This is a genomic window from Methanolobus tindarius DSM 2278 (assembly GCF_000504205.1).
In the GTDB taxonomy this organism is placed as follows: domain Archaea; phylum Halobacteriota; class Methanosarcinia; order Methanosarcinales; family Methanosarcinaceae; genus Methanolobus; species Methanolobus tindarius.
The window spans coordinates 1,917,276-1,940,656 of sequence record NZ_AZAJ01000001.1; the positions used below are offsets into that span (position 1 = coordinate 1,917,276).

Consider the following 23,381-nt stretch of genomic DNA (forward strand, 5'->3'; position numbering starts at 1 on the left):
AGTTTTCAAAATAACATAAGTTTTAGTTCAACAAGAATATGTTATTTTACTACTTGAGGCATAATATATATGCTAACTTTATATTTTCTGGTAATTATACATAGGTATTTGTATATATGAGAAGTCAGCAAGCAGTTGCTGGATGGTGATATCCTCCTGGTAAACACTCATGGAAATAAAAATCTTTATATATTTGCACAAGCCAACCGTAATCCTACTATTAGTTTTCCAGGATGGTTAGGAAAGGGTCGGAGGTAGGAAGACCGGCTTGATAATAGTATCGTAAAAATAGAGGAAGTGACTAAAACATGGGTAACCTTAGGAGACCAAACTCTAATGACGCTACTCAGACCTTCAACAGGTCAAAAAGCGTGGTACCGATGTCAGGACTCTGTACACGTTGTGTTGATGGATGTCGTGGCAACTGTGAAATATTTAAATCATCTTTCAGGGGACGTGAAGTCCTGTACCCCGGACCTTTCGGAGAGGTCACAGCTGGTGCAGATAAAGACTATCCTATAGACTACTCCCACATAAATATCCAGGGATATGCTGTTGGAGCCATAGGTATGCCAGATGATATGGTGCCAGGTCCTGAAACTGCACGATTCCCAAACGTCAGTACTGAAACTGAATACGGATGGGACAAAAAAGTAAAGATGAAGGTTCCGATATTTACCGGGGCACTTGGTTCTACTGAAATTGCAAGAAAGAACTGGGAACACTTTGCAATTGGTGCGGCAATTTCAGGTGTCACCATAGTTTGTGGTGAAAATGTTTGTGGTATAGATCCTGGTCTTAAAAGAGGCAGTGATGGGCTTGTCACAGAATCTCCGGAGATGGATCGCAGGATTGAGCTTTACAGGAAGTTCTACGATGGCTACGGTGAAATGCTGGTGCAGATGAATGTGGAAGATACAAATCTTGGTGTTGCAGAATACCTTTCCGGCAAACATGAAATGGACACCATTGAACTCAAATGGGGACAGGGTGCAAAATGTATTGGTGGAGAAATAAAGGTCAAAGAACTTGACCGTGCAATCGAGCTTAAGAAAAGAGGTTATATTGTCACTCCTGATCCTGAACTTGCATCAGTACAGGAAGCCTACAAGGTAGGTGCAATAAGAGAATTTGAAAGACATTCAAGGCTTGGTTTTGTAACTGAAGAAGGATTCCATGCTGAGTGTGACAGGCTAAGAGATCTTGGATTTAAGCGCATTACTTTAAAGACCGGTGCTTATTCAATGGCAGAAACTGCAATGGCACTCAAGTACAGTTCCGATGCAAAGATTGACCTGCTGACATATGACGGTGCACCAGGTGGAACCGGAATGAGCCCATGGCCTATGATGGAAGAATGGGGAACACCAACATTCTACCTGCAGTCGCTTGTATATGAGTTTGCAGAAAAACTTAATTCCAGGGGCAAGAGAGTACCAGACCTTGCAATGGCCGGTGGATTCTCAACAGAGGATGGGATTTATAAGGTAATGGCAATGGGAGCTCCATATTTCAAAGCCGTATGTATGGGACGTGGCCTGATGATTCCTGGAATGGTTGGTAAGAACATCGGTAAATGGCTTGAAGATGGAGATCTTCCAAAGACGGTATCCGAGTTTGGACACAGGAAGGAAGAGATCTTTGTTCACTATGAAGAACTCGAGGAACGTTATGGAAGCGACATAGATGAGATCCCACTGGGTGCTATTGGTATTTACTCATACGCCCAGAAAACAAAGGTAGGACTCCAGCAGCTAATGGCAGGTTCCAGAAGGTTCAATACCAACACACTCTCACGCAAAGACCTCATGGCACTTACTGAAGAGGCAGCAAAGGTTTCCGGCATAGATTATGTCATGGAGGCATACAGGGATATTGCAGAAGAGATTCTTGACGGATAATTAAGTAAGCTTAATGCTTACTTTTTCTTTTTTAATCTTGCATGATAAGTTCACTTCCTCATTCGATTTCAGTTTTCTCCGGGAAGTGATTGATTAAAAAATGAAAAAAATCAGAACCACAATCAGATGAATTTCAGACTAACATCCTTCATCTCATTTCTTGCGGCAACGTTGATAAGCAGTGGTGTAAGGGACTCAATCATTCCTGCAGTTTCAAGAGGTCCGATGTCAAGTGGCCTCATGTTGGAAATATCATTTACAAGGCCAAAAACAATTTCCTTTGCATGCATGGAGTTACCACATACTCCAATATCATAATCAAGTTCCATGTCAAGGTTTGCCAGTTTTCTTGCAGGTACTGTGTGGAAAGCTGCCACAAGCTCAGTGTTATCAGGTATCATGGTAAAAATTTCCTGAGCGGCACTACCAAGTTCAGGCATTGAGAAACAGAAATACTCAGTATTGAAATCCTTGCTCTCTATGGGAGCTCTTGGATAACTGCTTCCCGGACTTATGTAACACATATTCCTCTCCATGGGAACAACGACACTGATGACGATCTTGTTCTCTATGACAGGTCTTATAAGGTCCATTACAGGAGCAAGCTGGTTATACCTAATGGCAACAACGATTATCTCTGCTTTTTCGGCAGCTGTTTTGTTATCAGTACCTGTAATACTTGTTTTATGACCATATTTTTCAAGTATTTCATTGTATTCTGATGCAACCGCTTTGGCTTTATCCTGTTCTCTGGAACCAATGATTATCTCATGTTTCTGGCCCCATCGCAGTGCAAAACCCTTGCCTATATTACCTGTGCCTCCAAGTATTGCAATTTTCATGACATTTCTCCTGCTGTAAGTGGAATATTACCATAATCTATTGTATGTTAATGTTTTTGGTATTATCCTTAGAGAGTAATAGACTGTGTTAATCAGTGTCATGGTATTTATAGTAACTCCTGTTAATTTCGTTCTAACAACAGAAATTCAAAGCTCCTTCAAATTTTCCATCAGCACCATATATCAAACAAATAATAGTTAAATCTCAGTCAGTTAGTATATGTTATATTATATATGATACTGCATTATATAACTTATCAGAGCAAGATATCAATCAGAAAACCAATATCATTTGACATGTTGTAATATTGTCAATGTAAGTTTAGTTATGAACATTATCTAAGTCTTAATGGGCAGTTTAAAAAGAACTTATTTGTATATATTTTCACTCAAAATAAATTAAGAAACTCTTTTTAAAAATAGAATATTATGAAAAAAGGTCTGCCTGATCAATGATATCAGGAGAATATAGTAAATATCAGGCAAACCCGGATTATATAAAAGTCATTGTTTCAGAACAATGACTTAAGCATGTTGATCAGACCACTGAGAAGTCCTGTACTTTCTTCAGTTGAGTCTGTAGTGGAATCTGAACTGCCGGAATCATCTTCTGCAGATTCTCTGTCCGGCCTTTCCATCTGAGTTCCATCATCCATGCTTCCATTACCAGGGAATTCTCCATCTGGTGCTCCTTCAGGTGCCTGCATGGTTCCGTTACCCATCATTCCTTCACCGTCCATGCCTCCCATGCCGCCTTCGCCGCCAGGCCCATTCTGCACCAGGGATTCACGTACTTCATCAGGTGCATCTTCCATCAATGATCTGAAATCTTCCATTATGTCCTCAACAGCATCTTCGTCATCTGTATCTTCAAGTTCTGTTTTCAGTGATTCCATCTGTTCAAGAAGACTGTCTATGGCTTCTAATGTGTCATCATCGTCTGTTTCAGACTGAAGGGTGGTAAGTGCATCTATATTGTTCTCTATCATTTCAAGTGTCATTTCTTTCATTTGTGCAGCATCCATTTCCGGCCTTTCCATGCTGTCGCTGTCTTCCAGTGCATAAACACCTGGTATGGCGGTGCTGAACATTATCATTAGTAAAGCAAATGATATCGTTAACTCTCTTCTCATGTTAAAACTCCTTTAAGAATAGTATATGAGATAGGAATAAATCCTATCTCATAGAGGTTGGTGGTAGTGATTATATCACAGACTATTCCTTTTCTTCTTACTCTTCGCTTACCTCTTCCTCAAGTTCAGGAGCATGGCTCATAGGTCCGTGTTCTCCTCCATGTCCATGTGGCTGAGGGTTGTTTTCCCTGTATTCTTCCAGAATCTCTTTGAGCTCGTCAAGTGTTGTTGCACTTTCGATATCTGCAAGAAGATCTTCAAGCTCAGTCATTTGCTCTTCTATTGAGTCTGATGTGATGTTCTCATCTTCTATCTCATCGATATTGTCAAGCATTTCCTGAAGCATTTCAAGTCTCTTGTTTATCGATTCTGTTTGTCTTTCTACAAGGAACTCCATTTCCTCTTCGTCTGAATCAAATTCCATTTTCTCCATTTCCGGTTTTTCACCCTTTTCAGGCTTGTTTTCCATCATGGATTCTCTGGCTGCTTCCAGAACTTCTTTGAGCTCATCAAGAGTTGTTGCACTTTCGATGTTTTCAAGAAGCTCCTCAAGTCCGGCTATCTGCTCTTCTATTTCTGCCTGCTCCTCTTCATCTTCAGTTTCTGCAAGCTTTTCGTCAAGCATTTCTATTCTTTTAGTGATGTGTTCAGTTTCTCTTTCTACAAGATATGCCATTTCTTCATCATCTGAAGCGAACTCCATATCTTCCATTTCCGGTCTTTCACCCTTTACCGGATTCTCCGTCATCATAGATTCTCTGGCTGTTTCCAGTATTTCTTTTAGTTCATCAAGTGTTTCTGCACTTTCAATGTCTTCAAGAAGCTCCTCGAGTTCAGCTATCTGCTCTTCTATTTCTGCCTGCTCTTCTTCATCTTCAGTTTCTGCAAGCTTTTCATTTAGCATTTCGATTCTTTTGGTGATGTGTTCAGTCTCTTTTTCTACAAGGAACTCCATCTCTTCTTCTTCGCTGTCAAAGACTGGTGCTTCCATGTCCTCGTCTCCCATTTCAGGAGCTCCTCCAGGACCGTGCATCATCTTATGATCACCGAATTCTTTCGCTTCATCGGCTGTTCCTGTTTCATCGGCAAAGGCACCTGGTGTTATAGCACCTAACACCATTGCTGCCAATGAAATACAGGCCAGTACTTTCAGGATTTTGTGTTTCATTGTTTCTGATTCTCCTTTTTTCTCTGCCCTGCCAGATAATTTCCTCAATTATTGGCGTGCTTCTGACATTTTCCAGATTTGCAGGCTTAAATATAAGGATACTTAATAAAAAGAAGCTCAATTATGGCTTTAAATTGAAAAATAAAACTTCCATAAAGGTTTATTATCAAAGAGAACCTTTGAAACACTTAAAATTAATAAGTATGTTTAATTTTTTCTATAGGACATAGCTAATGTGTCTGCAGGAATCTGTATGATAGAATTCTCTGGCAGAAAAAAGAATTTCTGTATTTCCCAGATATTATCAGTTTTTTCTGTCAGTCCATGTTTGTTCAATCTCAATTGGGATAGGGTAATAAGTTTTTGAAATTTTCAGATAATCAATAAAATGCCAGGTTCATTTCATAATTATTTCTATCATTATTTCGATATGGTTCTTTTATTCATTTCTCTTCAGAAATTATTATATCAAGCAATTTCACAATATCTCTAAAATATCTCTGTTCTGATTAAAAAGATAATTTATTAGCTATTATCTATTTTTAGCTATTAATATAGTTTTAAATTTGTTTTTCATTGTCAAAAAAGCTTCATAAAGCTTAAAATGCCACTTTATTGCTTACTATTTTTCAGAAAATCTCTTTCCTTTTAAGTATGTTTATATTTTAATCTCCCAATTCAGAGTGTAATTCAAAAAACGTCAAGGTGCATTATACTATGTTAAATATGCTATATAGAATACCACAACAGGAGAATAACCAGATGAGGTGATATCCGTGAAGAAGTTACCACTTATAATACTGGGTATTCTCATACTGATGGTATTGATATCAGGTCTGTCAGATTCTGACAGGCATTCAGGCAAGGAAGGTCCCAAAATGTCTTCCGGCCAGCCAGGATATATCAATAAAGAATTATATGAAGAGGTGCCCTCTTCTATTTCAGAAGAAAAACTGAAGCCACAGGATGAAAATGAATTTCTGGAAGATAATATACAGAAATCCGATGAAATAATTCTTCGTCTTGAAGACTCAATAGAACGTCTGGAAACGGAAGGAAATGATGTGAGCGATCTTGAGGAAATGGTAGCAGATTATTCATCACTTGTTTCAGATGCCGGTTCATATCTTGAAAAGGCAGACAGTGCTGATTCAGTTTCAGAGGAAAGGAAATACGTTGAATTATCCAAAGAAAATATGGTTCAGTCAGATATCTTATTGAAAAAGATATTTGTGGCAATGCATAACTATATGCCGGGACCTGTTGAACTTGAAGGAAATGAAAGTCTGGACGCAAGTGGAAGCGGAGTAATGATTCTCACCGGTGATCTGGATGTAAATCTCAGCATGTCTTCAGGAAAGTTCTCTGTAGTAGACTTTGAAGGAGATATGTCCGTAGACACAGATGGCTTAATGAATCTGAATATGGTAACCGAATCCGCAGTATCAACTTCAGTGAGTGAGGATCTTCATCATATGATATCATATGTGGATGTTCAGGGCAACGTTAGCCTCTCAGGTTCAGGAATGACAATCGCTGTGATGGGTGACAATACCACTCTCCATGTAACAGGTGTTGGAGAAATCCAGCTCTATGGTAATGGTAATTATTATCTGGATGATTCCGGTTCAATAAAGGAAGGAGTCTGGTTAGCACCTATATTTGAAACCGTATGACAATGAAATAAAACCACCTCTGGATGGTAGTGTAACATGAAAGTGACATCCTGTGCAGGTTGCATCACCATCCTTCTTCTTCTTCTTTTGTCTCCAATCGCTGCTGCAGAGGACACTGCAACAGTTCACGGAGTGGCTTATGACTGGAGTACTCTTGCTCCTCTTGATAACGTTGTAATTGAAGTAAATTCCACACCTGTGCAATCTATGGTTGCAAAATACGGGATGTATTCTTTTGAGCTTCCACAAGGGAGTTATTGTGTCACTGCAAGTTATTACGTAAATGGCGATCTCATCTGCTATGATGAGGAAAACATTACGATTGCAGACGAAGGAAATTATGTTGTTGACCTTCTTCTTGTTCCTTCATATTCGGATGAAACTAATGACACAGAAGAAACCGTTAGCTCCACTCCTTCACTTTCTTCCTCTAGCCTTTTGATAGTATTTGGTATCATCATTTTGATACTGCTTCTTTCAATCATTTTCAAGATACGAAGTCCCGAGGAAAAAGATATTGTAAAGAAAAAACCGGATGATGTTTTTAATATTCATGTAAACAAGACAGATAAAGCTCATTCAGCTCCTGTCACTTCAAAAGATAAAGTTCCATACAATAAAATGCCGTCACAGCAAGCATTAGTAAATTTGAGTTCTGAGCACCTGGAAATACTGGATATTATTCGTTCAGCCGGTGGAACTATGCCGCAAAAAGAATTACGTAAACACCTGAGTTACTCTGAAGGTAAGGCAAGTGTAATGATTTTGGAACTCGAAAAAAAAGGTCTTATAAAGAAAGTGAAAAAAGGCCGTGGTAATCTCCTCTTTCTAACAGGAATGGAAGTTTGATCTGGGTGATACAATGGACAAATACCTGTTTCTTTGCGTTTTTTGGCTATTTTTAAGTAATCACCTCCTTTTGGGCAGGATATATCTGAATCAATGTCAGAATATTGAATGATATTACCACTATTAAAGAGGGGGTATGTGCTCTTTGAAGGTTTCAGGTAGCTCTGATAAGTGTTAAAAGCTCTATTTACATTTTTTTTTCAATTAGATGTGGCTATAAAGTATTAATGTCCATATTTTATGAATAATCCTTTTTCTTGTAAGTATGCTTTTATTTAAAATTACCAATTGGTGAATTGCCCGACAACTAATACGTTGGAGGGTACCACCCCACTTAGGTGGCACCTAACCCCCAACCACATCCAGCCTAAGGTGCCACCACTGTACCAACAACCCCCTCCTCGCTTAAGAGGTGCCCATCCTATCCGGGGCATCTCTTAATCGATATGAGTAAAAAGGTGAATATTTTGTCTGATATGAAAGATACCTTAAAGGAATTCATTGACTCAAGGCTTCAGGAAGCAACCCGTGCCCAGGCCATTTATCCCGACAGGGTATATGTTGCATCCGGTTTTATAAGGCAGCTTAATTCTGAAAAGCTCCGCAAGTCTTCTGAGCCATCCTCATGTGATCCTGGCTTTAAGGACAATGATGCTTTCAGATCCCACTCCGACAGTGTGTCAGCAAAAAAGGATTTCATGTGGTGATTTATTTCTTCTTTGCTTTGCTTAATCCTTGCTTGTTTTTTATTGTCTTGCGGCCATTTTCTGCTTTGTCGGCCCGAGGCATATTTTCTTTTAAAAATTTTAGTACTTCATATGCTTTGTTTTGTCCTTCTTTCGTCTGTTTATTCAATTTCTCTGGCAATTGGTTCACAACTATTTATTTATATAAATAAAATCAATTAAAACAGAGAAAACGTTTAAGGCACATGATATCTGTTACCTTTGTAAAATCGGAGATACGTAGTTATAGTTAATTGCTCCTGAAGATGTGATCATCAATGAAAAAAATGCCTCTTACAGTATTAATTATCCTTATGTTAATGGTTGTAATTTCAGGTTTGGCTGATTCTGATGATGTTTTTCCATATCCGGACAACAGGCCGGATTCAGATTACAGGCCAGATGATCACAGAGATGGTCCCATGCCTCCTTTGGACAGGGATTCTTCTCCTGTAGAAGTTTTCATGGTAACGCATATGTTTTCTTCATATCAGGTAGTGGACGAAGAAAGCTTCCTAGAAGATAATATAGATAAATCCGAGTCAATGGTCCGAAGGCTTGAAAATGCAAGCAAGGAACTGGAAACAAAAGGAGAAAATGTTTCCCGGCTTAAAAGTATGATTGGCAGCTATTCTGATCTTGTATCTGAATCCAGGTCTTCTCTTGAAATGGCAAAGACTTCCTCTTCAGAATCTGAAAAGCAGGAATATCTGGCAGAGTCCCGAAAAAGTATCATAAAGGCAAATTCAGAGCTTAAACCAATACTGGATGAAATTAAGAAATATCTGCAAGGTCCGGTTGTTTTTACAAACGCAACACTGAGTTCACAAGGAAGTGGTGCTGCTATTCTATCAGGCGACCTTGACCTGAGTTTCTTCCTGTCAGACGGTAAATTCTCAGTAGTTGACTTTAGTGGTGACCTTGTAATAGATACAGAGGCTGATTACAAGCAGGAGTTTGCTCCTGAAAGAGATGGGTCACCTGATCTGATAATGCCGCATTCAATGGTATCATATCGTGATGTAACCGGAAATGTTTCGATGTCCGGTTCAGCTTACACGGTTGCTATTATGGCAGACAGGATAGTTCTGACCGCAAACGGTAATGGTGAAGCAGAACTTGTAGGAAATGGTACTTATTATCTTGATAGTGATGTCTTTGAAGGAAAAGAAAATGTATGGATGACTCCAATATTTGAGAGTGATTAATATTGGGGAAAGGTTCAGGAATGACAGGGTTGCGTAACATGAAACCAGTATATCTAATTTGCTTTATTGCAATTATCCTGATGCTGACAGGTGTTGGATCTGCAGCTAATATTGCAACTGTGCATGGCGTAGCCTATGAATGGAGTACATTTGAACCTCTTGATAATGCTATTATTGAGGTGAATTCAACACCAACACAATCAATGGTGGCTCAGTATGGAGTCTACTCCTTTGAACTTGCAAATGGTACATACATGATTACTGCAAGTTATTATGAGGACGATCAGCTTACTTATTATGCAGAGGATATAATCACAGTTTCTGAGGAAGGAAGCTATGTTCTTGATCTGTTACTGGTGCCTTCCTATTCAAGTTCCAATGAAACCGAGTCTGAAGTTTCCAATATCGAAAGTTCATCAGGTACCAACAGTAATTCTCTTGTTTATGGTTCTATACTGGTAATTGTTATTCTTCTTGTTCTTCTTATATCCCAGATGAAACAAAAGCCTCAGTCTACCAAACATGCCGTAAAGAAGGAACAAGCTCATCAAGTTACTGCAGAAGTTCCTTCAGAAATTGAAGTAAAACCTGTTCAACAAGAGGAAAAAGCAGCGGCATTTGAAATCGAAACTTCAAGTCCGACAGTTGTAGTACAGGAAACACGTGAATTTGCAGAACTTTTGCCAGAGGCTGAGGAACCAGTGGAAGAAGTAACTTCTTCTGCCATAAAAACTGAATCAGTTCCTGAAGAGCCCGAATCTGTGTCCGCACCAACTCAGGAACCGGATATTTCTAACGAACCCGTTCCCGCTGACCTTCAGGAAATACTGGATATACTGAAATCCCAGGGTGGAAGAATGACGCAGAAAGATATGCGTAAGCGCCTGAAGTACTCAGAAGGAAAGGTAAGTCTTATGCTTCTTGATCTTGAGAAGAGGGGCAAGATCCAGAAATTCAAGAAAGGACGTGGAAATGTTCTTTTCCTTGTGGAATCTGAAAAATAATATCATTTTATCAGGGTAATCTAAAGGATAGTTTTAAGGATATAATTATCCTCACTTATTACTCTGATATCTCATGTTTTTTGTAATTTTAATCCTAACTATCTTTTATGTGTAATATTCATTTTTATCTCTTTTAAACAGGATTAATGGCGTTATATATTTGTGATAAGTTTTTTAATATTCTATAAATCGTTTATTTTCTATTATAATCTCTATAAAGCTTCATTGGTTAATTATGGGGATTTTCGACTCTTTTTGAAATAAGTATGCTTTTATTTAAAACTGCTAATTTGGGGATTGCTTGTCAGCAGTGAGCTGACAGGTAACCACCCAAGCTAAGGTGGCACCAACCCCAACCACATCCAGCCTGGTGCCACCAATGTACCAACAACCAACAACCCCCACTCGTGTAAGAGACACCTGCTACCTATCCGTCAGGTGTCTCTTATCCGATACAGAGGCATGAATTATGAACACCAATAACATGCAGATTATGTTTGAAGAGAAAACTACCGGCGGTTCTGCTGAACAGAAAGGAACAAACGGACATGAAAATGCAGTTGATTCTCTGTGCAGAAAACTGAATCCAGAACAGATGAGCCGTTTGATCAGAATCTCCCCCATAATCCATATGGGGAAAAGGTAAGTTGTCACTTTAGAGTAAATTTAAGTAAGCACAATTATATTCAATTGTTGATATTTATTGTACAATATAAAAACAAAAACGGGAATGATTTGAGGTATATCATGGACGAGAATCTCAATAATACTGAACAAGAAAAACAGCCGCAAAATGGCACTCCTGACACTCTCATGCGTCTGACAGACGTGTGGAAGATCTACAAAATGGGAGAAGTCGAGTTTGCGGCATTAAAAGGTATTGATCTGGAGATCCTGCATGGTGAATTTGTAGTCATACTTGGTCCAAGTGGAAGCGGTAAGAGTACAATGATGAACCTGCTGGGCTGCCTTGATCTTCCAAGCAAGGGAGTTGTTGAACTCAACAACAAGGATATTTCCAAAATGAAAGAATCCGAACTTGCCCAGATCAGAGGTCAGCTAATTGGATTCATTTTCCAGACTTTCAACCTGCTTCCTACATTGAACACCATCGAAAATGTGATGCTACCTCTTGAATTCCAGGAAGCAAATCCGGATGAATCGTGGAAAAGAGCAGAGCAGCTTCTTGATATAGTGAGTCTTGGAAATAAAAAATACAATCTTCCTTCACAGTTATCAGGAGGACAAAGGCAGAGGGTTGCTATTGCAAGATCTCTTGCAGTAGACCCTAAAGTAATACTTGCTGACGAACCAACTGGTAATCTCGATAGTGAAACGGGAAATTATATTCTTGAGTTCCTAAGTGATCTTCACAAGAGAGAAGGTAAGACTATCATTATGATAACCCACGATCCTGAATTAACGAAATATGCAGATCGTGTTGTTCACATCAAAGACGGATTGGTCGATAATATAGAGATAATAAAGCATGAAGCAATGTGATAAAAATGAAAAAAATCCTATTATTAATGTTAGTTTTGCTGTTGCCATTAACAAATATAGCAGCAGCAGGTATGAACGCCGGGGCTTCAGGGGTGAATGTAGACCTTATGTCACAGAGTCCCTATCCTGCAAGACCTGGTGAAACAGTAGAATTAACAGTAAGCCTCCAGAACGAGGGAAGCAATGATCTTTCTGATGTAACAGTTACTATCGATGCCGACTATCCTTTTTCACAGGTATCCGGTGAATCATTGTCCAAGACAGTATCCTACATGGAAGCCCGTCAGGACGAGGATGATGCAACTTATCTTAAATTCAAGTTGAAAGTTGATTCTGATGTTTCAGATGGAACTTATGATGTAGATGTAATAGTAAAGGACAGTGAGTCCGATTCAAGTTCAGTAACAACCCTTGAAGTTGAAGTACAGGGTAAGGAATACGCACAGATTGTTACAATAAGTGATTCCAGCATAGATGTTGCAACTGTGGAACCCCTTGAGTTTGTCATAACCAACACAGGTTCATCTCCACTCAAGAATATGGAAATCTCATGGGATGAATCCACAGGTGTAATACTTCCGGTATACTCATCCAACACCAAGTACATAACTTACCTAGGAGTCAACGATTCAGCCACAGTTGTTTATTCTGTAATGGCTGATGTGAATGCGGATCCGGGACTTTACCAGCTCGATATTACTCTTGAATTCCAGGATTACAACTCTAACACTACAACAATAGAAACAAAGGCCGGAATGTTTGTGGGAGGAACCACTGACTTTGACCTGAGTTACTCAGAAAGTGATGAAGGAGAAGTTTCACTATCCCTTGCAAATGTGGGTAATAATGAGGCTTACTCTGTGAAGGTATCCATACCGGAACAGGACAATTTCCAGGCATCAGGAAGTACATCTACAATTGTAGGTAACCTTGAGAAAGGTGACTATACAATCACGTCATTCACTATAAGCCAGACCAGTTCAATGCCGTCTATGGGTGAAGATTCTGATGATGGAACTGCCAGTGCAGAACCAGGTGAGATGACAGAAGAAGACATGGCAGCCATGCAGGAAGAAATGGAAGCAAAGACTGAGCTTCTTGTCAACATCGAATACACAGACTCTGCAGGTCAGAGACACACTGTGGAAAAGGCAGTTCAGATCGAGGAATTGACCGGTGGCACAATGGCAGCTGGAATGTCCGGTGGACCAGGAGGTCAGAGTTCATCATCTAACAGCTACCTGTTGTACGGTGCAGTTGTACTTATAGTAGTATTTGTAGGATTCAATTACAGAAAGAAGAAGATGATGAAAGAAGGCAACTATGTTCCACTCAACGTAGAGCTTAAGAATCTCAAGGCTAAGATATTGAAGAAGGAAAAGCAATGAGGCGCAGTACCTATATCAAGCTCGCTACTAACATCCTGGTTCACAGTAAGATCAGAAGCTGGCTCACTATAATAGGTATCGTCATAGGTGTAGGATCAGTTGTCACAATCATGGCACTGAGTGATAGTATGGCTGCAGATATGGAAGAACAATTTGCAGATATGGACCTTACATTGATTCAGGTAACTCCTGGTTATTCCCATGCATCTGCAGGAGGGCCAGGAGGAGGTCCGCCTGGATCCGGTGGTTCAACTAGCTCATCTTCCTCATCTGATGACGATGATCCCGAGTTGACCAAAAAGGACATACAGGCCCTGAAAGCGGTTAGCAACATAGATTACATCTATGGAGAGATATCCGGTAGTGACCTGGAAGTGTATTTCATGGGTGAAACTGCGGATCTTTCGGTGACAGGAGTCGATAGTCAGGTATGGCAGTACACCGTAACCTATGACCTGGAATCCGGCAGATTGCTGGATGCCTCTGATGCTAACGTTGTGGTCATAGGATATGGTATAGCTCATGACATGTTTGACGATGAAGTAGGCCTTAACCGTGTGCTAACCATTGAAGGCAAATCTTACAGGGTCGTAGGTATACTGGCAGAAGATGAAGATGACAATTCAATTTTCATGCCGATAGATGCAGCAGTCGAAATCGTTGAAGACGCAGAAGATGATGTATATGATACCATTGTAGTCAAGGCATCTGATGTAGATTACGTTGAAACAGTTGTTGATGACATCGAAGAACGCCTGATGTTGTCAAGAGGTATCATGGACGAAGATGACAGGGACTTCTCTGTTTCAGATTCATTATCACGGGCAGAATCTGCCAGTGAGATGATGGAGTCCATGACAATATTCCTGGGAGCCATAGCAGGAGTTTCACTTCTTGTAGGTTCTGTGGGTATTGCAAATACGATGTTCACATCAGTAATGGAAAAAACCAAGGAAATAGGAACAATGAAGGCTATAGGTGCTAAGAACAGAGATATTCTAATGATATTCCTGTTCAACTCTGCACTGGTAGGCTTTGTAGGAGGTGTGCTGGGCATATTGCTAAGTCTTGTGCTGACCATGCTGATGCCGTACCTTGGAATTTCCATGATGCGTTCATCCATGGGTATGACCGTTGCTCCATATCTGATGGTGCTGGGTGTATCCATTGCGATATTCATTGGAGTGTTGTCAGGTATCATACCGGCATACAATGCTTCGAAGATGAAGCCGGTTGACGCGCTGAGATACGAATAAGCCAGTAAGTTAAAGCAAAAACAAAACTTAAGATTTCTCTCCTGAAGGGAATCGATGGGTTTCATATGAGGCTTTTGCTTCATATGATGCCTTTACTATATTCAGGAACAAGTGGGGTAAGTAAGGAAAAATAAACATGAATGAATAGAGAATCGTATGGAAAAGTAAGGTGAAATGCTATGAAGAAAATGATATTGTCTACACTTGTGGCACTTATACTAATGTTTTCAGCCTATGCAGTGGCTGTTGAGAATGACGATGCGACTCTATCCCTTTCTTCTGTTTCCATTGAGGATGGTGTTTCAGGTCGCATGCAGGCAAAAGCCCAGCAGATATATTATGCGACAAGCCAGCAGTTTTTTAATTCCAATATGGCCCAGAGATTAGGATTTAGTCAGGGTCAGATGCAGAGTGCTCAAAACATGCAGACTCCGCAATCGACCCTAACTCCACAGAACAATATGCAAAACCAGAACCAGAACCCTCAGACCATGAGGCAGCAGGGTCAGCAGGGAGGAATGAATACAGCTCCTTCAAATGTGCCTGCCCAGAATGCCCCTATGCAGCAGCCAGTTCCAAGGATGCAGCAGGAAATGATGGACAGGGAAGAGTTGATGGATTTCCTGCAGGAGAATACTTTTTCAGTAACAGATGTCTCTGAATTACAGGAATATGTAACTCCATATGCAGATGCGGTTCAGGATTATCTTGATGATGAATACCTCGATGACGAGGATGAAATATATGAGACGGCAGTTGAATGGATATGGGTATCTGACAGTACCTTGAACGGCCAGCAGGAATTATGGTTAACTCCAACTGAGTTCCTTGAGGAAACTCCTGACTATGATTCAAACCCGGTTCCCGGTGAGATAGTAAGCGACTGTGAAGACCAGGCCAACACTCTGGCATCACTGCTTATAGGCTCCGGCGAATATGACGAGAGCGAAGTAAGGGTTGCCATAGGTCTTGTGAACTTCGATGGTAGTACCGGCGGACACGCATGGGTAGAGGTCTACGAGGACGGAGAATGGTTCCCTGTGGACGCTACAGTTGGTCCATACTATGACGACGACGAGGAAGAAGTGATCTATCCTGATGACTATGAGGATATAGATTTCGATTACTTCCTGGACGAGGATTACTCTGTCATAGAAATATGGTACTATTACAACAACGAATACTTCATGGACTTGAGTTCAGGAACAGAAGATGCTCCGGATAACTGGGACGAGACACCGTCCAGTTATAACTGAGCATTTTCTTCTTTTTTTATTTTATTAAATACTATCTTTGAAATTCAAATATGTTTATATGCTATCGAATATATTTTGAGTAGTGTAAATTCATGTGTTTATCTCCAAACTTTATGGAACTGGGCATATATTTGTAGCATTTGTCAGCATGTTCGTTGTATCAATCATGCTTATATTTTTGTGGTGGCATAATGGTTGTAACTAATAAAATATGGAAAAGCTTACTGATTCTATTCTTAAGTACATTACTCATAATAAACTATTCAAGTGCTGCAACTGAATTATTTCAAGAATTTACAGAAGATTCTCATTTCATAGCTAGTAGAGGAAGCTTACCCGATACTATTGATCAAGAATGGAATAATACAATACAAGATTGCTGGTTAAATATCACAAGTCCTTCATATTACAAATTTGATGAATCCATAAATAGCATTGGGAATAGAAACGAGGTATTAACTGTATATCTCGGTTCTGCTTATGAAGGGCAAATCAATGATTCGCGAATTGATGAAATATACAGTAAAATTGGATCATATTGTGAAGAAAATAGTGGCATAAGTGATGTACCAGTAGTTTTTTTGTGGGATGAAGATGAAGAAGATTTGACATATGAGTATGATCCGGATGCTTTTGAAAACATCAAAAATGACCCTGATTTTGTGGCAGCCCGTGGAATAGTGCCCATATTTGAAGATGAAAATGAATGGAGTAACTGGTCAGATTCTGTTTTCGAGGCACGACAAATTGATGAATTGGATCAATATTACACTCATAACGGTGGTCCGATATTGTCATATGGATTTAATAGATATAGCGGCTATATAAGAATTGGAGTTGACAAAACCTCGCCGGAAAAAGTAACTGATTCCTCCATAAATGAAATATATCAAATTGTAAAAGATCATTTTGAAGAAGAAGGTGTCAGTGACATTCCAGTAGTCTTTATGTGGTTTGAACCACCTACTGAAGATAGTTCTGGTTTCTCTTCTATTATGTTAGTCATGTGCATCCTTATATTGACAAGATTTAGAAAATAAGGAGGAATTGCATGTGTAAATGGCATAAATATGGAACATGGTTTTTGCTATCATTAGCTTTATTGTTAATGTTGGTAGGTTTTGCAAGCGCGGAAACTGACACATTTGAAGAATACGCCGAAGACTCTCATTTTATAACAAGCAAAGGTACTTTTGCAGACACAATTGACCAGGAATGGAGAAATATAATTGGCAATTGCTGTAGAAGTCTCCCCGATTCGTATTCTTATTATAGATTTGATAAAGCCATAAGAACATTTGCATGCAGTGAGTTCATAATAGTTGAGTTAAAATCTGAATACAAAGGAGAGATTAATGATTCCAGAATCGACCAGTTGTATCAAAAAATTGAAGCTCATTGTGAAGAACATACAGGTTTAAGTGAAGTTCCCGTTGTTTTCATGTGGGCAGAAGATGAAGAGGATTTGAAATTTGAATACGATCCAGATGCATTTGAAAAAGCAAAAAATAGTTCCTGGTTTGTAGCTGCTATGGGAAATGTCCCGGTATTTGCTGATGAAACAGAATGGCTGGAGTGGTCTGAGAAAGTTCATGAAGGTAGATTTCTTGATTTGGAATCTTATACTCCCGCAAACGGTGGCCCTCTTTTGTCATATGGATTCAAAAAGTACAGTGGATACATTGAAGTTGGAGTTAATAAAGGGACACCAGATAAAGTCAATGATACATCTTTAAACGAAATATATCAAACAATTGATGAACATTTTGGAGATGAAGGTATTAGTAATATTTCAGTCGTTTTTGTGTGGGAATTTCCAGCACAAACAGACGAGGCTTTCTTAGAGGAAATCCCTCCCACTGAAGAAGAATCTCCTCAAACAATGGAGGAATCTATTGAAAATGAATCTGCTGAAGATGGAGAAGAAACTTCACAAACCACGCCTGGTTTCACTTCAATTATGCTCATTCTCTGTTTGTTGATAATATCCCGGTTCACTAAATAACTTTGAAGCATAGTCATTCAGATTGTCTATATTTTCGGCTTTGTAGAAATCCTCATTTTGACAACAATTATAACCTTGACATACCTGTCAAGGTTATGTACAAGCAGCTTGAATTTGACTTCTTTTAGTTGATTCCAATACCTTTTTGCCCTAATTTCTTCACCATATTTCCTTTTCAGGACTGAGAACATCGTTTCAACCAGATTTCTGTTATGATACAATTCTCTGTCAAATTCCCGTACCATTTTTCTGCGGTACAATCCTTTGATTCTCTTCCTTTTTCTTTGTCTCAAAGGAATCATAGCTATGGATTCAAGTTGTTCTCTTGTTAGTGAATGTATGTCTTCTGAATCGTATCCTTTGTCCATTACATAATACTTGGATTTACGATTCTTATGACATTGCTTTAGCAATGTCATTGCATGCTTCGCATCATGAACAGGTTTACCTGAAATCTTGAAACCTGTAATTATGAACTTTTCCGTATCAACAGAGATACTTGTTTTCAGGAAAGATCTTCGTTTCTTTCCTGTTCTCCAAGAGTAATAGTAACTACAATGACCACTAGTAAACCCACTTGAATCAATAGCAGTAATCTCTATCTGTTCCCCATATGAATAAAACAGTTTTAATGTTTGTTGCAGTAGTCCATTGAAGTAGATCGATCTTAATCTTGTAATGAATTTATGGAGTGTAGTAAAGTGTGGAACTTGTTTAAGTCCAATTCTTGCTTTAACTTTATCCATTAATTCTACAACTTCTACTATGTCCCTATAATCTTCATCAAGATATTCTTTCAACAAAACCAATGTCAGTAGTTGGTGTTGAGTATATTTCCTTTTAGAATATTTACAACTATAAATCTGAAGGTGTGAGTTTCCTGATACAGCTAGCGCTGTATCAACAAACTTTAAATACTTATTAGACAAAACACAATCATCCCCTATGTGTTTTCTGTTGCAAGTAATACTTAGGGGACTAATTCTTTTTAAATTATGATGCTGAAATAAAATTCAAAGAAGGTTTTCTACAGAGCCATATTTTCTTCTTTTTTTATTTTTCATATAGATTAGCTTTATATATTAGTTTCACATTAAACTAATTAGTTTCACACGGAACTAATTAAAACGGGAACTTTACAAAACATGAAACAGTCTGAAAGAATCGGTGCTAAGATCGCTTGTATCTTTTCACATAATCATCGTTACATCGAGAATGCGCTTGAATCATACAAGCTGAAAGGTCCGATGTTTGCATTCCTGCTGACACTCTCACATAAAGACGGGTGTTCTCAGGAAAGTCTGGCACGTTATCTTAAGTTTAGCAAAGCTACGGCAACCAGGGTCATTACAGCACTTGAAAAAGAAGGCTATGTCTATCGTGAAAAGGACGAGAATGACAGGCGTATATATCGTGTTTTCATTTCCGACAAAGGCATGGGAGTTGTTCCGGCGATAAACGCTGCTCTTCAGGAATGGAATGACATTCTGCTTTCAGATCTGTCAGATGACGAGGAACAAATATTCAGAAAGCTCCTCGATAAAACAAAAAATACCCTTGAGGAATATGACAGAAATTCCTCTAATTGAATGAAAAACAAATATTGATATCAGGATAACATCATGAATGAAAAAAGTGAGTTTTTAGGTACTGAGAAGATCAACAAACTTCTCTGGCAGCTTGCCACACCGGCAATAATCGGACTTCTTGTCCAGGCATTCTACAATCTAGTAGACACCTTCTTTGTAGGAAGAGCACTCGGAGACCAGAGTGTGCTTGGAATTGCAGGAGTTGCTGTTGCTTTCCCACTCCAGATGCTCATGATAGCACTCTCCATCGGAATAGGAGTAGGCGGTTCCTCGGTAATTTCCAGGATGCTGGGTTCAAAGGATGTAAAAAAGGCAGAAAGGACACTTGGTAATGTCTTTACCTTTACACTGGTACTCAGTATTATATTCCAGATTTTGTTCTTCTTCAATGTAGATGCGATACTGAATCTTTTCGGTGCAACCGCTGATAATCTTGTTTATGCAAAGGAATATGCTGTTGTCATATTGCAGGGAACACTGGCATTCACCTTTGGTTTCGTCCTGAACAACCTTGTGAGGGCTGAAGGTAATCCGAAGATTGCAATGAACAACATGATATTCTCAGGTGTTCTGAACATCTTCCTTGATGCCATTCTTATGTTCGGATTTGGCATGGGTGTAAAAGGTGCGGCTCTTGCAACCGTACTTGCACAACTTGCAGGAACTATCTATCTATTATATTACTACATTGGCGGAAAAAGTCCTCTCAGGCTTGAACTGGCAAATTTCAAACCACAATTTGAGCTTATAAAAGAAATATCAGTAATTGGTTTCGGTTCATTTATCATGGGAGCATCCAACAGTTTCATGATGCTGGTACTGAACAACGTACTTGCAGTTTATGGAGGAGACCTCTCAATAGCTGTATTTGGTGTAGCAATCAAACTGTTAATGCTGATATTAATGCCGATAATAGGTATATCCCATGGACTTCAACCAATTGTCGGGTATAACTACGGGGCAGAGAATTACGAAAGAGTCAATGAATCAGTTAAGAAATCATTGATGATTACAACTCTCTTCGGACTGGCAGGTTTTATTCTGCTGTCGGCGTTTCCGGGAACATTCTTCAGCATGTTCAGCACAGATGCAGATCTCATAAACAGCGGAGCATCAGCTCTGAGAATAATGGTACTGGCAAGTCCTTTGATAGGTCTTAATGTTATCGGAACAACGTTTTTCCAGTCACTTGGCAGGGCAAGACCATCATTCTTCCTTTCAATGTGCCGCCAGATTCTGTTCCTGATTCCTCTGGTAATACTTTTGCCATATTACTTTGACCTTTCAGGAGTATGGATGGCATTTCCGATATCAGACCTCATGGCTGCCATCATAAGTTTATTCCTTGTCTGGAAAGAATATCGTTATTTCCAGGACAGAAGTAGTAGCAAGGCATAATTCTTGCTACATTATTTTATTTCACGACAACTATTTATATTTTTGAATCCCTGAATATTTATGGGAGATATAAATGCCGGAAAAATCATGGTTCTTTGCTATAAAAGCCGATGACCTTAAAGAAGGCAGTATGGAGTTTGCAAGGGTAAAAGGGACGCCTGTACTTCTTATCAGGAAGAATGACACTGTATATTCCCTTTTCGGAAAATGTAAACATATGGGCTGTCGTTTATCAAAAGGAACTTTCAGTGAAGAATATGTGCTCAAATGTCCGTGCCATGGTTGGGAATATGATATAAGGTCCGGTAAGTATCTCGGAGATAAGGATGAAGAACTTTCTGTCTTTGAGAACAAGGTTGAAGACGGGGAAATACTTGTCCTTCTTTAAATCCGTATAAGCGGAGAGTACAAATGACTTCATGGACGATAGCTGCAAGCGAAACTGATGTGAAAGAAGGCAAAATGAAACCCGTAGAACTTGGAGGTACCAGAATCCTCCTGGTTCGAGTTGACGGGGAAATATTTGCTATTGAGAATCGTTGTCCCCATATGAATTGCCCTCTCCAGGGAGGCATCCTTGTGGACCATTCTATAAAATGTCCGTGTCATAGCTGGACTTTTGATCTTCGCACCGGGGCATATGTAGCATCAGACAAGATTAAAGTCAATGTATATGAAACACAGCTTAAGGACGGAAATATATCTGTCCTCGTGTGATAGCGGGAATATATCTATGAAACAGGAAGATAACTGGGTATTTGCACTAAAGGCAGATGAACTTGGTAACGGCGAAAAGAAGCCTTTACTTATAGAAGGTAATAAAGTGCTTGTCCTGAAGGTCGACGATGACTTTTTTGCAATGTCCAACAAGTGTCCGCATATGGAGTGTCCTCTGTCAAAGGGAACTCTTGAACAATACGTGATCAAATGTCCCTGTCATGACTGGAGATTTGATGTCCGTGAAGGCAAATTCCTTGATGCAGAAGAGATCAGGGTACCTATCTATGAAACCAAGGTTATGGAAGAAGGTGTTTTTGTAAATTTAAGTAAGGAAGGTGCAGGTAAATGAAGAAAGTGGTAATGTATACCCTGAGCACCTGTCCCTGGTGCATGAGGGCAAAGAAATTCTTCAGGGAACATGAAGTTCCTTTTGAATATACTGATTATGACAAAGCGGATGCTAAGACAAAGGAAGCCATAAAGGAAGATTGTCTTGCACATGGGGCTGAAATGTCTTTCCCGTTTGTTAAAATTGATGATGAGGTTGTAGTCGGTTACAATCCTGACAAATACGCTACATTACTGGATCTCTGATCTACTATGGATGAAAAAAAGCGTAAAGAGCAACTGAGAACCATGTTCTCAAAAGTTGTAGACCCTCTGGGATACAAGTTCAGTCCCGATGAGGAATTAGTTGAATTCCTGCTTGAACAGGAAGTCAACATCGAAAAGGAAAAAGGAAGTCCGTTCTGTCCTTGCCAGGGACTTACGGACGAAAGGGAACATGACATGAAACTTGTGTGTCCGTGTATTCCCTTCCACCGGGAACACTATGATGCAATGAAGCGTTGCTGGTGTGGTCTCTACGTCCATAAGGATGTTGAAGATCCCGACAGCTTGATGCAGATTTCTTTCAAGGAGTTTCTGGAATCAAAAAATAAAAGTTGAAACAGAATAAAGGGGAAACAGGGAGTGAATTTATGGGAGTGGCAGAAAATACAGTAATTGAAAATATAAAGACCAGAAGAAGTGTCCGTGAATATACGGATAAAGAGGTAAGTGATGAGGACATCAATACAATAATTGATGCAGGTATCCATGCTCCGTCAGCTTTTAACAGTCAGCCATGGTTTTTTGTTGTAATTAAAAATCGTGAAATGATGACACGTATCTCTGATCATTGTAAACCACGTCTTCTGGCAAAACTGGAAGAGGCTACCGGTGAAACGATAGAAGACTTCAAGAAATATCTTTCTCAGGAAGAATTCAATATTTTTTATGATGCTCCGGTACTTGTCATAATCCTTGGTAACAATGCAGCTATAACTGCGGACTATGATTGTTCCCTTTGTGCTGAAAATATGATGCTTGCAGCCCATTCAATGGGAATTGGCAGTTGCTGGATAGGTTCTGCATGTTTTGTACAGGAAAGTGCTGAACTGCTTGAAGAGCTTGGAATTACACCTGATTACAGGGTGATTGCACCTATTGTATTCGGTTATGAACTAAGGGTGACTGAAGAACCACCTAAAAAAGAACCACCGATTGTGTGGGTTGACTGAATACACATATCAATTATTTTTAATTTTTTAGTATAAGAATAAACACTTATATATGGTGTGTGAATTACCTTTTATTTAAGGTGGTTCGGTGCACACTAGTTTTACTACTCTGTTTAATGATATAGCATCAGGACCATTCCGTCTATTGTGTTTGTTCTTTTCTGAAACAAAGTTCGATTGGCTTTTTATACATAACTT

The 23,381-nt window shown here is 39.4% G+C and carries 26 protein-coding genes; 21 read left to right on the forward strand and 5 right to left on the reverse strand.

Annotated elements, in window-relative coordinates:
• Nucleotides 1-308: 308 nt before the first annotated feature.
• Nucleotides 309-1,901: a glutamate synthase-related protein gene (locus METTI_RS09270; protein ID WP_023845555.1), complete on the forward strand. Its 1,593-nt coding sequence runs from the start codon at nucleotides 309-311 to the stop codon at nucleotides 1,899-1,901.
• Nucleotides 1,902-2,023: 122 nt separating this feature from the next.
• Here the strand turns inward: METTI_RS09270 and METTI_RS09275 are convergent, their stop codons facing one another.
• The 3 genes from METTI_RS09275 to METTI_RS09285 form a co-directional block, all read right to left on the reverse strand.
• Nucleotides 2,024-2,743, reverse strand: a complete 720-nt coding sequence (locus METTI_RS09275) for an NAD(P)-binding domain-containing protein (RefSeq protein WP_023845556.1) — start codon at nucleotides 2,741-2,743, stop codon at nucleotides 2,024-2,026.
• Nucleotides 2,744-3,255: 512 nt separating this feature from the next.
• Nucleotides 3,256-3,876 carry a hypothetical protein gene (locus METTI_RS09280; RefSeq protein WP_023845557.1) on the reverse strand — a complete coding sequence of 207 codons (621 nt, stop codon included), beginning with the start codon at nucleotides 3,874-3,876 and terminating at the stop codon, nucleotides 3,256-3,258.
• A 97-nt stretch (nucleotides 3,877-3,973) separates the two neighbouring features.
• Nucleotides 3,974-5,044 carry a hypothetical protein gene (locus METTI_RS09285; RefSeq protein WP_023845558.1) on the reverse strand — a complete coding sequence of 357 codons (1,071 nt, stop codon included), beginning with the start codon at nucleotides 5,042-5,044 and terminating at the stop codon, nucleotides 3,974-3,976.
• A 776-nt stretch (nucleotides 5,045-5,820) separates the two neighbouring features.
• On the opposite strand from METTI_RS09285, the gene METTI_RS09290 reads away from it, so the two are divergent.
• The 3 genes from METTI_RS09290 (at nucleotide 5,821) to METTI_RS09300 (ending at nucleotide 8,276) form a co-directional block, all read left to right on the forward strand.
• Nucleotides 5,821-6,720, forward strand: a complete 900-nt coding sequence (locus tag METTI_RS09290; RefSeq protein WP_023845559.1) for a hypothetical protein — start codon at nucleotides 5,821-5,823, stop codon at nucleotides 6,718-6,720.
• 36 nt (nucleotides 6,721-6,756) lie between these two features.
• Nucleotides 6,757-7,569, forward strand: a complete 813-nt coding sequence (locus METTI_RS09295) for a helix-turn-helix transcriptional regulator (protein ID WP_023845560.1) — start codon at nucleotides 6,757-6,759, stop codon at nucleotides 7,567-7,569.
• Between the two features lie 467 nt (nucleotides 7,570-8,036).
• Nucleotides 8,037-8,276 (forward strand): hypothetical protein, encoded by a 240-nt coding sequence (locus METTI_RS09300; RefSeq protein ID WP_048135343.1) that lies wholly within the window; start codon nucleotides 8,037-8,039, stop codon nucleotides 8,274-8,276.
• A gap of 1 nt (nucleotide 8,277) precedes the next feature.
• Here METTI_RS09300 and METTI_RS15960 read toward each other — a convergent pair whose 3' ends face one another.
• On the reverse strand, nucleotides 8,278-8,424 hold the full coding sequence (locus tag METTI_RS15960; RefSeq protein ID WP_211232189.1) for a hypothetical protein: 147 nt from the start codon (nucleotides 8,422-8,424) through the stop codon (nucleotides 8,278-8,280).
• A gap of 148 nt (nucleotides 8,425-8,572) precedes the next feature.
• Between METTI_RS15960 and METTI_RS09305 the strand changes: the two genes are divergently transcribed.
• The 9 genes from METTI_RS09305 to METTI_RS09340 all read left to right on the forward strand — a co-directional run bounded on the left by METTI_RS09305 (nucleotide 8,573) and on the right by METTI_RS09340 (nucleotide 17,914).
• Nucleotides 8,573-9,502: a hypothetical protein gene (locus tag METTI_RS09305; protein WP_023845562.1), complete on the forward strand. Its 930-nt coding sequence runs from the start codon at nucleotides 8,573-8,575 to the stop codon at nucleotides 9,500-9,502.
• Between the two features lie 38 nt (nucleotides 9,503-9,540).
• On the forward strand, nucleotides 9,541-10,506 hold the full coding sequence (locus METTI_RS09310) for a helix-turn-helix transcriptional regulator (RefSeq protein ID WP_023845563.1): 966 nt from the start codon (nucleotides 9,541-9,543) through the stop codon (nucleotides 10,504-10,506).
• Between the two features lie 469 nt (nucleotides 10,507-10,975).
• The gene (locus METTI_RS15805; RefSeq protein WP_023845564.1) at nucleotides 10,976-11,152 is read left to right on the forward strand and encodes a hypothetical protein; all 177 of its coding nucleotides are present in this window, start codon (nucleotides 10,976-10,978) and stop codon (nucleotides 11,150-11,152) included.
• A gap of 101 nt (nucleotides 11,153-11,253) precedes the next feature.
• The gene (locus tag METTI_RS09315) at nucleotides 11,254-12,009 is read left to right on the forward strand and encodes an ABC transporter ATP-binding protein (RefSeq protein WP_023845565.1); all 756 of its coding nucleotides are present in this window, start codon (nucleotides 11,254-11,256) and stop codon (nucleotides 12,007-12,009) included.
• Nucleotides 12,010-12,050: 41 nt separating this feature from the next.
• Nucleotides 12,051-13,397, forward strand: a complete 1,347-nt coding sequence (locus METTI_RS09320) for a COG1361 S-layer family protein (protein ID WP_245596106.1) — start codon at nucleotides 12,051-12,053, stop codon at nucleotides 13,395-13,397.
• Entirely contained in the window at nucleotides 13,394-14,653 is a 1,260-nt protein-coding gene (locus METTI_RS09325) for an ABC transporter permease (protein ID WP_023845567.1), read from the forward strand. The genes METTI_RS09320 and METTI_RS09325 overlap by 4 nt, the downstream gene beginning before the upstream one ends.
• 179 nt (nucleotides 14,654-14,832) lie before the next feature.
• Nucleotides 14,833-15,909: a transglutaminase domain-containing protein gene (locus METTI_RS15165; RefSeq protein ID WP_023845568.1), complete on the forward strand. Its 1,077-nt coding sequence runs from the start codon at nucleotides 14,833-14,835 to the stop codon at nucleotides 15,907-15,909.
• A gap of 191 nt (nucleotides 15,910-16,100) precedes the next feature.
• Complete coding sequence (locus METTI_RS09335) at nucleotides 16,101-16,949, forward strand: hypothetical protein (protein WP_023845569.1); 849 nt, start codon at nucleotides 16,101-16,103, stop codon at nucleotides 16,947-16,949.
• Nucleotides 16,950-16,960: 11 nt separating this feature from the next.
• Complete coding sequence (locus tag METTI_RS09340) at nucleotides 16,961-17,914, forward strand: hypothetical protein (protein WP_023845570.1); 954 nt, start codon at nucleotides 16,961-16,963, stop codon at nucleotides 17,912-17,914.
• Nucleotides 17,915-17,940: 26 nt separating this feature from the next.
• Here the strand turns inward: METTI_RS09340 and METTI_RS09345 are convergent, their stop codons facing one another.
• Nucleotides 17,941-18,843, reverse strand: coding sequence for an IS5 family transposase (locus tag METTI_RS09345; RefSeq protein ID WP_023845571.1), 903 nt, complete (start codon nucleotides 18,841-18,843; stop codon nucleotides 17,941-17,943).
• A gap of 216 nt (nucleotides 18,844-19,059) precedes the next feature.
• Here METTI_RS09345 and METTI_RS09350 point away from each other — a divergent pair, with 216 nt between their 5' ends.
• The 8 genes from METTI_RS09350 to METTI_RS09385 all read left to right on the forward strand — a co-directional run bounded on the left by METTI_RS09350 (nucleotide 19,060) and on the right by METTI_RS09385 (nucleotide 23,183).
• Nucleotides 19,060-19,503, forward strand: a complete 444-nt coding sequence (locus METTI_RS09350) for a MarR family winged helix-turn-helix transcriptional regulator (protein WP_023845572.1) — start codon at nucleotides 19,060-19,062, stop codon at nucleotides 19,501-19,503.
• A 33-nt stretch (nucleotides 19,504-19,536) separates the two neighbouring features.
• On the forward strand, nucleotides 19,537-20,901 hold the full coding sequence (locus METTI_RS09355; protein WP_023845573.1) for an MATE family efflux transporter: 1,365 nt from the start codon (nucleotides 19,537-19,539) through the stop codon (nucleotides 20,899-20,901).
• A 73-nt stretch (nucleotides 20,902-20,974) separates the two neighbouring features.
• On the forward strand, nucleotides 20,975-21,289 hold the full coding sequence (locus METTI_RS09360; protein WP_023845574.1) for a Rieske (2Fe-2S) protein: 315 nt from the start codon (nucleotides 20,975-20,977) through the stop codon (nucleotides 21,287-21,289).
• Between the two features lie 23 nt (nucleotides 21,290-21,312).
• The gene (locus METTI_RS09365) at nucleotides 21,313-21,618 is read left to right on the forward strand and encodes a Rieske (2Fe-2S) protein (RefSeq protein WP_023845575.1); all 306 of its coding nucleotides are present in this window, start codon (nucleotides 21,313-21,315) and stop codon (nucleotides 21,616-21,618) included.
• 16 nt (nucleotides 21,619-21,634) lie between these two features.
• Complete coding sequence (locus tag METTI_RS09370) at nucleotides 21,635-21,970, forward strand: Rieske (2Fe-2S) protein (protein WP_023845576.1); 336 nt, start codon at nucleotides 21,635-21,637, stop codon at nucleotides 21,968-21,970.
• Nucleotides 21,967-22,215, forward strand: coding sequence for a glutaredoxin family protein (locus METTI_RS09375; RefSeq protein WP_023845577.1), 249 nt, complete (start codon nucleotides 21,967-21,969; stop codon nucleotides 22,213-22,215). The genes METTI_RS09370 and METTI_RS09375 overlap by 4 nt, the downstream gene beginning before the upstream one ends.
• A 6-nt stretch (nucleotides 22,216-22,221) precedes the next feature.
• Entirely contained in the window at nucleotides 22,222-22,569 is a 348-nt protein-coding gene (locus METTI_RS09380; protein ID WP_023845578.1) for a ferredoxin-thioredoxin reductase catalytic domain-containing protein, read from the forward strand.
• Between the two features lie 32 nt (nucleotides 22,570-22,601).
• On the forward strand, nucleotides 22,602-23,183 hold the full coding sequence (locus METTI_RS09385; RefSeq protein ID WP_023845579.1) for a nitroreductase family protein: 582 nt from the start codon (nucleotides 22,602-22,604) through the stop codon (nucleotides 23,181-23,183).
• Nucleotides 23,184-23,381 lie beyond the last annotated feature (198 nt).